Below are 10,428 nucleotides of genomic sequence, written 5' to 3' on the forward strand. Positions count from 1 at the left end.
TGACCGTCGCGGTCACGCCCTCCAGCTTGTTCAGCTTGCGCTCGATCCGGTTGGCGCACGACGCGCAGGTCATGCCGCCTATCGAAAGCTCGACCACGCCAGACGGCCGGTCACCGGTGATGGAGGACATCACCTCTCCTTTCCGCGTCATGCCCGTTGTCAGTGGCCGGAGTGGGCGTGTTCCGACCCGTGGTCCGCCGTGGCGGTGGGAACCGCCCCTGATGATTGCTCCGCCCGCACGGTGAAGGCGGCGGTGTGGACGGTCCCGTCGTGCTGGAAGTCGAGGAAGAGCCGGTAGTCGCCGCGGCTGGGGACCTCGGCGTAGAAGGTGATCCCCGGGCCGGCGGGGGTGACGCCGTCGCCCGGGGCGCCGTCGGGGTGCACGTGCAGGTAGGCCAGGTCGCCCACACGCAGCGCGACCAGGTGGCCGTAGGCCCCCAGATAGGGCTGCAGATCGGTGACGGGCCTGCCGTCCCTGCTGATCTCGGCGACGAGCTTGCTCGCCGCACCCGGTGTGAGGGTGCCGTCGAGCCGGACGGTGTATCCGTCGACCGTCACCGTACGGCTGGGCGCCGGCAGGGCCCGGGGCGCGTAGTCGCCCGGGGCGTACAGGTCGGCGCCGAGGGTCAGCCCTTCCCCGCCCTGGGGGGCGAAGTCGGCGAAGATCCGGTAGGCGCCGGCGTCGGGCAGCGTCAGCGGCACCGACCAGATCCCCTCGCCGGACAGCTCGGGGTGCAGGTGCCGGAAGACGGTCGCATCCCGGCTGACCACGATGAGGTGCAGCTTCTTGTCGTGCTGGGTCTCGTAGGCGGTCACCGGGCGGCCGTCGGGGCCGTTCACCGTGAACCGGAAGTCGGTCTCCGTCCCGGGTGTGATGGTCGTGGTCTGCGGCGTGAGGGTGTAGCCGTTCTGGGACACCTGGAGTCCTCCCGGTACGTGTTCCGTCTTCTGCGCGGCCTGTGCAGGGGTCGTGTGGCCGCCATGGTCGTTCTTCGCGGGCTCCGGGCCGGTCGCGCCGACGGCGCCGCCGACGCCCAACGCTCCTCCGAAGATCACGGCGAGACCGAGGACATAGGCGCCCAGGCGGGCTGGCGTGTTCATTTCTTGTCCACCACTTCGTATCCGGCCTCCTCGACGGCGGCCCTGATCCGGGCCGTGTCGACGGGGCTGTCGCTTTCGACTGTCACAATCCCGGTGGTCAGATCGACCTCGACACCGGTGACACCGGGGACCTCGCCGACTTCCTCCTTGACCGAGCTGACGCAGTGGCCGCAGGTCATGCCGGTGACGGTGTAGGTGGCTGTGGTCATGACGCTTCTCTTTCGTGGAATCGATCAGGAACGGACGAGACGGGCGACGGCGTCGGAGGCTTCCTTGATCTTGACGTCGGCCTCGGTGCCGCCCTTGGCGATGGCCTCGGCGACGCAGTGCGCCATGTGCTCGTCCAGCAGTTCCAGGGCGAACGCCTGGAGCGCCCTGTTGGCGGCCGAGACCTGGGTGAGGATGTCGATGCAGTACTTGTCCTCGTCGACCATCCGCTGCAGTCCGCGGATCTGCCCCTCGATCCGGCGCAGCCGCCTGAGGTGGTCTTCCTTTGTCCCCGTGTATCCGGCCATCTCCCCGCCTCGCTCCGCTGAGGTCCGTTGTCCCTATCTAACACCCTACCCCCCTAGGGTATTTCGCGGGCCCGCCACGACCGAGGGCGGGCCCGCCCTGTGTGACCTACACCTGCACGGACGTCGCTTCGGCATCCGTCGCGGCGGGCGCCGCCGACGCGGGCTTCCGCATGAGCAGCAGGGTCAGTACGGCTCCGATCGCCGCCACGACGGCGGCGCCGGCGAAGGCGGCCCGGAAGCCGTCGGTGAGCGCGGCCGGGCCGGTCCCTCCGGCGGCGGCCGTCCCGCCGGTGGCGAGCGCGGTCATCACGGCCAGGCCGAGGGCCGAGCCGATCTGGTAGGTGGTGTTGACGATGCCCGAGGCCAGCCCGCTCTCCTCGGGCCGCGCGCCGGACATCGCCGACATCATCGAGGGGATGTAGGCCAGGGACATGCCGACCGCCGCGACCAGCGAGGCGGGCAGCACGTCGGCGGCGAAGGCGCCGTCCGGCCGGACCAGGGACAGCCCGGCCACCCCCGCCGCCAGTACGGCGAGCCCGACGACGATCAGCGGCTTGGCGCCGAACCGGCCGAGCAGCCTGGCGGTGATCCCGATCATGAAGATCATGATCGCGATCGTCATCGGGAGCAGGGCCGCCCCGCTGGGGAAGGCGCTGTAGCCAAGGACCTGCTGCAGGTAGAGGTTGAGGAAGTACCACATCGGGATCCAGGCGGCGCCCAGCAGCGCCATCGCCAGGTTGGCGACGGCCAGTCCGGGGGTGCGCCAGATCCTTGGCGGCATGAGCGGCTCCCGGATCACGCGCTGCACGAGCAGGAACAGCGCGAGCAGCACGATCGCCCCGGCCAGTTCCAGCAGCGTCGCGGCGGATCCCCATCCCTGTTCGGGCGCCCGGACGATGGCGAAGACGGCCAGGGCGATCCCGGCGGTGACGGCGACTCCGCCGAGCACGTCCACCGAGCCACGCCGGCCGGCGACCGCGGGCAGCAGCGCGGGCACCGCCAGCAGGGTCGCCACCCCGATCGGGATGTAGACGATGAAGACCCACGGCCAGCTCAGGTATTCGGTGATGACTCCGCCGAGGAACACCCCCGCGGTGCCGCCGGCCGGCGCGGCCGCCCCGTACAGCGCCATGGCCTTGCCGAGCTCTCGCGGGTCGTGCCCGAAGAGCATCATGAGCAGGGTCATCGAGGCGGGAGCGATGAGCGCGCCGCCGATGCCCTGCACGCCACGGCCGAGGATCTCCGCCCAAGGACTGCTCGCCACGGCGGCGACGGCCGAACCGGCGATCAGGACGAGCCAGCCGGTGACGAAGATCCTGCGGGCGCCGAACAGGTCGGACAGGCGCCCGCCGAGCAGCAGCAGGCCGCCGAAGGCGATGACGTAGGCGTTGAAGACCCACTGCAACGTGTCCGGGGAGAAACCCAGGTCGCGCTGGATGTCGGGTAACGCGACCCCGATGATCGAGGTGTCCATGATGACCATGAACTGCGCGGCGGCGAGCACGACCAGTGCCCTCCACCTGCGCGGATTGACGGCGTTCATGCCGCACTCCTGTTCTTCGCATCCCCCGCGATGGGAGGATGCGGTAGGGGGTTGGGTGTGATGCCGAATCGGACCGGCCCCGCAGGTGGGCGTGCATTGCCGGTGCACGCCCACCGCCTTCTTCCGGGCCCGGTCCGCTAGCCCTGACTCGCCAGCGCGTAGCCGGCCTGTTCGACCGCGGCACGGATCTCCTCGTCGGTGAATCCGGAGCCGCTGACGGTGACCGCGCCCGCCGGCAGGTCGACCGCCACTCCGGTCACTCCGCCGACCTTGCCGATCTCCCCGGAGACCGACGAGACGCAGTGCCCGCAGGTCATCCCGCTCACCGAATAGACCTTGCTCTCACCCGTGGTCGCCGCACCGGCCGCCTCGGCCTGAGCCGGCTCCGTGCCACACGCGCATGCCGTGCACATATCCATCCTCCTTGTGAAGTTACCCCCGAGGGGTATCTGCCGCCAGAGACGATAACATACCCCCGGGGGGTGTCAACCGGCCGTGGTCGAACCCGCCGGCCCCGGATCAGACCGAACCGTGCCGGTACGGCCTGCCGCTGTACGGACGACGTCGCGCGCCGGCGGAGAACGCCGCTGACGGCCGCGCGAGCAGCCCCTCGACGAGGGGGCGCAGCAGGGCACGGGTGGGCTCCGGCGAGCGCCGAACGGGCAGGCGGCGAACGACGGCGGGGAAGAGCCCGGCCGCCGTTCGTCGAACAGGAGCTCGCCGTCGTAGTCCTCAGCCGGACGTCGTAGAACCCGTCGTCGCCCAGCACCTGGTATCCGCGGAAGGCGCCGTAGCGGTAGTGGACGACGGGACCCCGGGGAAGGCGGTCAGGCGGTGAAGAACCGGTCGGCGAAGGTCTCCCACTGGGCGAGGAAATCGATGCCGGCGTCCCGCAGCCAGTTGAGCTGCAGGCCGTCGAGGAAGGCGAGCAGCTCGACGGCGGCCTGACCGGGCCGGGGATGCCAGGCCAGCAGGTAGCGCTCGATCATGGCGCGGCCCTCGCGGAGCCGCGTCCGGAAGTAGGCATGCGCGGGGTGCGCGGGATCCAGCGCCTCGGCCGACAGCACCGTGTACAGCTGCACGAGTGAGCGCTGCACGAGATTGCGACGGACGAATCCCGACATGACGGCGCGGGCGGTCGCCGGGTCGGGCGCCGGTTCCAGGGTGTCGACCACGCTGGTGAGGTCGAGCTCGTCCCGGCGTTCGAGGACGGCGATGAGCAGTTCCTCCCGTGAGCGGAAGTGATGCAGCAACCCCGCCTTGGTCATGCCGCAGGCCGCCGCGAACGCCTCCAGGGTGACGCCCTTGAATCCCGAGGCGGCGATCAGCTCGGTGGCCGCCTTGAGGATCTCCTCCCGGCGTTCGGCGGGCGGCAGCCGGCGCCGTCCCGGTGAGGGTGTCATGCCGTCCTGGCTCCTCGCAGACGGGGGTTGATTTCGATCACGGTACCAGCCTAGTTTATCTACCGTTTGGTAGATAGCGTGGTAGACAGCGTGGTAGACAGCGCTGCCGCGCCTGTTCAGAGAGTTGTGTGCGCATGCCGACGCCCTCTTCTCCGACCCCTTCTCCGGCCGCCTCTCCGACCGCCTCTCCGACCGCCTCTCCGACCGCCTTCTCCGCCGCCGTCGACGCAGTGCGTGCCGGGCTGCCCCTGGACGAGGCGGCCGGCGAGCTCCTGTCGCGGATGACCCGGGAAGAACGCCTGTGGCTGCTGGACGGAGACCTGCCGTTCTGGCAGGGCATGGCCGACATGATGCAGAACGGATACAACCTCACCCCTATCCCGATGGGCCGCGTCGAACGGCTGGGCATCCCCGGCCTGTTGTTCTCCGACGGCCCGCGCGGCGTGGTGATGGGGCGCTCGACCGCGTTCCCGGTCTCCATGGCCCGCGGCGCCACCTGGGACGTGGAACTGGAGGAGCGCGTCGGCACCGCCATCGGGCTCGAACTACGCGCCCAGGGCGCCAACTTCTTCGGCGGTGTGTGCGTCAACCTGCCCCGCCACCCCGCCTGGGGGCGGGCCCAGGAGACGTACGGCGAGGACCCGATCCTGCTCGGCGAGTTCGGCGCGGCGCTGACCCGGGGGGTGCAGCGCAACGCCATGGCCGTCGTCAAGCACTTCGCGCTCAACAGCATGGAGAACGCCCGCTTCACGGTCGACGTCACCGCCGACGACGCCGCCCTGCACGAGGTCTACCTGGCACACTTCCGCCGGGTCGTGGACGAGGGCGTGTCGGGCGTGATGACCGCCTACAACTCCGTCAACGGCCAGTGGGCCGGGCAGAACGAGCACCTGATGGAAGGCGTGCTCCGCGGGATGTGGGGCTTCGAGGGCGTCACCGTCTCCGACTTCATCTGGGGCCTGCGGGACGCCGCCGCCTCGCTGCGCGCCGGGCTCGACGTGGAGGAGCCCTTCCGCCAGCAGCGCGCCGAGCACCTGCCCGCCGACCTGGAGGCGGGCCGGGCGAGCTGGGACGACGTCGACCGGGCGGCGCGCCGCGTCCTGCGCGCGCAGCTGCGTCACTACGCCGCCCGCACAGAGCCCGAGCCCCCGCTCGACGTGGTCTTCAGCCCCGAGCACCGCGCGCTGGCCCGCGAGGTCGCCGCGCGCGGCATGGTGCTGCTCAAGAACGACCCGGTCGGTGAGGCGCCCCTGCTTCCCCTGCAGCGGGACGCCCTCGCCTCCCTGGCGGTCATCGGACGCCTGGCGGACGTGGCCAACACCGGCGACAACGGCTCCTCCGACGTACGCGCCCCGGAGGTGATCACCGCACTGCGGGGTCTGACCGAGGCGCTCCCGCGGACCCGGATCACCCATGTGGCCGACGACGACCCGGCCGCGGCCGCCGCCGCGGCCGGACAGGCCGACGTCGCCGTCGTCGTCGCCGGCTACACCGCCGCCGACGAGGGCGAGTGGGTCGGAGGGGACGTGCTGGCCGATCCCGGCCTGCTGGCGTTGTTCCCACCCCCCGGCGACGACCCCGCAGGGCAGCGGTTCGCGGCATTCCTGGCCGAGCCCGGCGCGGTGGACTCCATCAGCGGGGGAAGCGCCGGCGGCGACCGCGCCAGTCTGCGGCTGCGGCCCGTCGACGCCGACATCATCCGGGCCGTGGCCGCGGCCAACCCCCGCACCGTCGTGGTGATCGTCACCGCCGGGGCCGTCATCACCGAGGAGTGGCGCGACGCCGTACCCGCCGTGCTGGTCTCCTGGTACTCCGGCTGTGAGGGGGGCCGGGCCCTGGCCGACGTGCTGCTCGGTGACGTCGACGCCGCCGGACGGCTGCCGTACTCGATCCCCACCTCCGAGGAGCACCTGCCGTACTTCGACCGCGACGCCACCGCCATCACGTACGACAAGTGGTTCGGCCAGCGGTTGCTGGACCGGGACGGCCACGCGCCGGCCTTCCCCCTCGGCTTCGGGCTGTCCTACACCGGCTTCGCCCTCGCCGACCTGACCGTCAGCGCTCCCGGCGACGACTCGTTAACCGGCGTCGTGACCGTGACCAACACCGGCTCACGCGCGGGCCGCCACGTCGTGCAGCTCTACGGACGGCCCACGGGCATCGACGCGGCCGCCGACGACTTCCCCACCCGGGTCCTGCTCGGCTTCGCCACCGTCGACCTCCCGGCCGGAGCCTCCGCCCGGGTCACCGTACGCGCCTCCACCCGGCCCCTGCACAGATGGACACCCGGCGGCTTCGTCCCCGCCTCCCCCACCGCCGTGATCGAAGCCGCGTCCTACGCGGGCGACCCCGACGCCGTCACCGCACCCGCCGAGCTTGCGCTCGTCTGACGACGACGCGTTCTGACACCGGCAGCCCGACCGTCGCGCCGGCGGCCCCGGCGGTGTACGTCAGCAACGCGGTCGCCTCGGCGATCGCGGCAGCCGGGACTGTAAGACGTATGGGGCGCCCGTCCGCTGCCCGGACGGCGAGGGACCGGGAACCGGTGCGGCGCCGGCTATGAAGGTGATCGCTCGGCGGCCGGTTACGACACCCCTGTCGTCCTGAGGGTGTCCTACAATCGGAGTCTCAACTCCTGTTGAGTGGTGCAGGCCTCTGGGAGCGGTCGATCTGTGGGAGGGTTCTCATGACCAGGTCGCTTCGCTCGGACGCTCAGCGCAACAGGCTGCGCATCCTGGAAGCCGCCGAGGTCGTGTTCGCGATGAAGGGCCCGTCCGCCTCGACCGAGGAGATCGCGCAGAGGGCCGGGGTCGGCATCGGGACGCTGTTCCGCCACTTCCCGACGAAGAAGGCCCTCCTCCAGGCGATCCTCAAGGAGCTCGCCGTCCGTATCGCCACCGAGACCGAAGAGCTCGTGAGATCCGGCGAACCGGCCAGTGCGTTCTACGAGTTCTTCAGCCGAATGGTCGGACAGGCCACGAAGCAGAAGACCGTCGTCGGCCTGCTCGCCGAGGCGGGCATCGCCGTCAGCGTCGCCAAGCCCGTCAATGCTCTTCGTGACGCTGTCGAGGCACTGCTCGCCGGCGCTCAGCGGGCGGGAAAGGTGCGGCAGGACGTCGGAGTCGCCGAGGTGCTCGCGTTGCTGACCGGCGTGTGCCAGGCGTCCATGCACGCCGACTGGTCCGAAGAGCTCCAGGATCGCACTCTGGCTGTGGTGTTCGACGGGCTGCGCCCGAACCCGGCTTCAGACGGCGGACCTAGCCTCCTCCGTTCTCGATCTGCGTGATCACCGGGGCGATGAGCCGGTTCAACTCCCGCACCAGCACCAGCAGGGCGCGATGGGCCAGCTCCGCGAGGTCCTCGGCGGGCCACTCCGGCGCCGGGGGGAGATCGTCGAGCGGCAGCGGCGCGTCCACCAGCAGGACGGGCCGCACGAAGGGGATCTTGGTGAGATCCTGCTCGGCGGGCTCGACGTACTGGCCGAAGATCTCCGGCCAGCCCTGCCAGCCGCGGTCGCGCCACCAGGCCCGCGACGCCGTGAGCGCCGCGGGCGGAGGCGAGACCAGCGTGATCCGCGCGGTGATCGACCCGTCCCACCCGTTGCGCACGCAGGAGGCGGACAGGATCCGGCGATGCCACCGCACGAACCCCGGCGAGGCGACCGGAGGCGTGGCGACGCGCCACGCGGCGCAGGCGAACGCGACCGGGGCGATGTCCCCCCAGACGCCGTCGAACTCGGCGATGTTGTCACGGACGAGTTCGGAGTAGCGACTGATGCCGTTATGGGCGCGTTCCCGATCGGCTCGGGTGTCGACCCAGAACACCTGCTGTTCGCTCATCTGTCGGCGTCTTCGGTGACGCGCCGTCAGCCGGCCGGGAGCGCGGCCGGTGACGGCACGTCGCGGGCGGACGAAGGCTTGGCCTCTCCGGTGAAGACGAACGTGGCCGCGTCGCCTTCGCCCTCGATGTCGATCTTGACGACCTGGCCGGGCCGCAGCTCGCCGTAGAGGATCTTCTCCGACAGCGTGTCCTCCAGCTCCCGCTGGATGGTCCGGCGCAGCGGCCGGGCGCCCATCACCGGGTCGTACCCGCGGTCGGCCAGCAGCTGCTTGGCCGCCGCGGACACCTCCAGGCCCATGTCGCGGTCCTCGAGACGCTCGGCCACCTGGGCGAGCATCAGGTCCACGATCTGGATGATCTCCTTGGGCGTCAGCTGGTGGAAGACCACGATGTCGTCGACGCGGTTGAGGAACTCCGGCCGGAAGTGCTGCTTGAGCTCCTCCTGCACCTTGACCTTCATCCGCTCGTAGGTGCTCTCCTCGTCGTTGGCCTTCGCGAAGCCCAGTCCCACGGCCTTGGAGATGTCCCGGGTGCCGAGGTTGGTCGTCATGATGATGACGGTGTTCTTGAAGTCCACCACCCGGCCCTGGGCGTCGGTCAGGCGACCGTCCTCCAGGATCTGCAACAGCGAGTTGAAGATGTCCCCGTGCGCCTTCTCGATCTCGTCGAACAGGACCACGGAGAACGGCTTGCGCCGCACCTTCTCGGTCAGCTGGCCGCCCTCTTCGTACCCGACGTAACCGGGCGGGGAGCCGAACAACCGCGAGACCGTGTGCTTCTCCATGAACTCGGACATGTCGAGCATGATCAGCGCGTCTTCGTCGCCGAACAGGAACTCCGCCAGCGCCTTGGACAGCTCGGTCTTCCCCACACCCGACGGGCCGGCGAAGATGAACGACCCACCCGGACGGCGCGGGTCCTTCAACCCGGCCCGCGTGCGGCGGATCGACCGCGACAGCCCCTTGATCGCGTCGTCCTGGCCGATGATCCGCTTGTGCAGCTCGTCTTCCATGCGGAGCAGCCGCTGGGACTCCTCCTCGGTCAGCTTGAACACCGGGATACCGGTGGCGGTGGCCAGGACCTCGGCGATGAGCTCCTCGGTCACCTCGGCCACGACGTCCATGTCGCCGGCCTTCCACTCCTTCTCCCGCCGCTCCCGCTTGAGCTGCAGCTGCTTTTCCTGATCCCGCAGCGCCGCGGCCTTCTCGAAGTCCTGCGCGTCGATCGCGGACTCCTTCTCCCGCCGCACGTTCGCGATCTTCTCGTCGTACTCGCGCAGATCCGGCGGAGCCGTCATCCTGCGGATACGCATCCGCGACCCGGCCTCGTCGATCAGGTCGATCGCCTTGTCCGGCAGGAACCGGTCACTGATGTAACGGTCGGCCAGCGTCGCCGCGGCGACCAGCGCACCGTCGGTGATCGACACACGGTGGTGCGCCTCGTAGCGGTCCCGCAGACCCTTCAGGATCTCGATCGTGTGCGACAGCGACGGCTCGGCCACCTGGATCGGCTGGAACCGCCGCTCCAGCGCGGCGTCCTTCTCCACGTGCTTGCGGTACTCGTCCAGCGTGGTCGCGCCGATCGTCTGCAGCTCACCCCGCGCCAGCGGGGGCTTCAAAATGCTCGCCGCGTCGATCGCGCCCTCGGCGGCGCCCGCACCGACCAGCGTGTGCAGCTCGTCGATGAACAAGATGATGTCGCCGCGGGTGCGGATCTCCTTGACGACCTTCTTCAGCCGCTCTTCGAAGTCACCGCGGTAGCGGGAGCCGGCCACCAGCGCGCCCAGGTCCAGGGTGTACAGCTGCTTGTCCTTCAGCGTCTCGGGCACCTCACCCTTGACGATCTTCTGCGACAGCCCCTCCACCACGGCGGTCTTGCCCACACCGGGCTCGCCCACCAGCACCGGGTTGTTCTTCGTCCGGCGGGACAGCACCTGCATGACCCGCTCGATCTCCTTGTCCCGGCCGATCACCGGGTCGAGCTTGCCCTCCCGCGCGGCCTGGGTCAGGTTGCGCCCGAACTGGTC

At 70.4% G+C, this 10,428-nt stretch carries 11 protein-coding genes; 2 read left to right on the top strand and 9 right to left on the bottom strand.

What is annotated here, in order from left to right; genetic code table 11:
• From ABZ857_RS43420 to ABZ857_RS43450, 7 genes are all read right to left on the bottom strand, one after another.
• On the bottom strand, positions 1-130 hold a 130-nt coding region (locus ABZ857_RS43420), incomplete at its 3' end, for a heavy metal-associated domain-containing protein (RefSeq protein ID WP_357056660.1).
• Between the two features lie 29 nt (positions 131-159).
• Positions 160-1,101 (bottom strand): hypothetical protein, encoded by a 942-nt coding sequence (locus ABZ857_RS43425; protein WP_357056630.1) that lies wholly within the window; start codon positions 1,099-1,101, stop codon positions 160-162.
• Positions 1,098-1,310, bottom strand: coding sequence for a copper ion binding protein (locus ABZ857_RS43430; RefSeq protein WP_357056633.1), 213 nt, complete (start codon positions 1,308-1,310; stop codon positions 1,098-1,100). Before ABZ857_RS43430 ends, ABZ857_RS43425 begins: the two co-directional genes overlap by 4 nt.
• Before the next feature lie 24 nt (positions 1,311-1,334).
• Positions 1,335-1,616: a metal-sensitive transcriptional regulator gene (locus tag ABZ857_RS43435; protein WP_357056636.1), complete on the bottom strand. Its 282-nt coding sequence runs from the start codon at positions 1,614-1,616 to the stop codon at positions 1,335-1,337.
• Between the two features lie 106 nt (positions 1,617-1,722).
• Entirely contained in the window at positions 1,723-3,159 is a 1,437-nt protein-coding gene (locus tag ABZ857_RS43440) for an MFS transporter (protein WP_357056639.1), read from the bottom strand.
• Between the two features lie 137 nt (positions 3,160-3,296).
• Positions 3,297-3,572, bottom strand: coding sequence for a heavy-metal-associated domain-containing protein (locus ABZ857_RS43445; RefSeq protein ID WP_357056642.1), 276 nt, complete (start codon positions 3,570-3,572; stop codon positions 3,297-3,299).
• A gap of 414 nt (positions 3,573-3,986) precedes the next feature.
• The gene (locus ABZ857_RS43450) at positions 3,987-4,562 is read right to left on the bottom strand and encodes a helix-turn-helix domain-containing protein (RefSeq protein ID WP_357056645.1); all 576 of its coding nucleotides are present in this window, start codon (positions 4,560-4,562) and stop codon (positions 3,987-3,989) included.
• 134 nt (positions 4,563-4,696) lie between these two features.
• Here ABZ857_RS43450 and ABZ857_RS43455 point away from each other — a divergent pair, with 134 nt between their 5' ends.
• Complete coding sequence (locus ABZ857_RS43455) at positions 4,697-6,952, top strand: glycoside hydrolase family 3 C-terminal domain-containing protein (protein WP_357056648.1); 2,256 nt, start codon at positions 4,697-4,699, stop codon at positions 6,950-6,952.
• Positions 6,953-7,248: 296 nt separating this feature from the next.
• Positions 7,249-7,848 carry a TetR/AcrR family transcriptional regulator gene (locus ABZ857_RS43460; protein ID WP_357056651.1) on the top strand — a complete coding sequence of 200 codons (600 nt, stop codon included), beginning with the start codon at positions 7,249-7,251 and terminating at the stop codon, positions 7,846-7,848.
• On the opposite strand, the gene ABZ857_RS43465 is transcribed toward ABZ857_RS43460, so the two are convergent.
• Both ABZ857_RS43465 and ABZ857_RS43470 read right to left on the bottom strand, forming a co-directional pair.
• The gene (locus ABZ857_RS43465; protein ID WP_357056654.1) at positions 7,820-8,401 is read right to left on the bottom strand and encodes a hypothetical protein; all 582 of its coding nucleotides are present in this window, start codon (positions 8,399-8,401) and stop codon (positions 7,820-7,822) included. The two genes, ABZ857_RS43460 and ABZ857_RS43465, sit on opposite strands and share 29 nt — an antisense overlap.
• A gap of 26 nt (positions 8,402-8,427) precedes the next feature.
• A partial coding sequence (locus tag ABZ857_RS43470) for an ATP-dependent Clp protease ATP-binding subunit (protein ID WP_357056657.1) occupies positions 8,428-10,428 on the bottom strand: 2,001 nt, incomplete at its 5' end.

Source organism: Microbispora sp. NPDC046933, from assembly GCF_040644635.1.
Taxonomy (GTDB): Bacteria; Actinomycetota; Actinomycetes; order Streptosporangiales; family Streptosporangiaceae; genus Microbispora.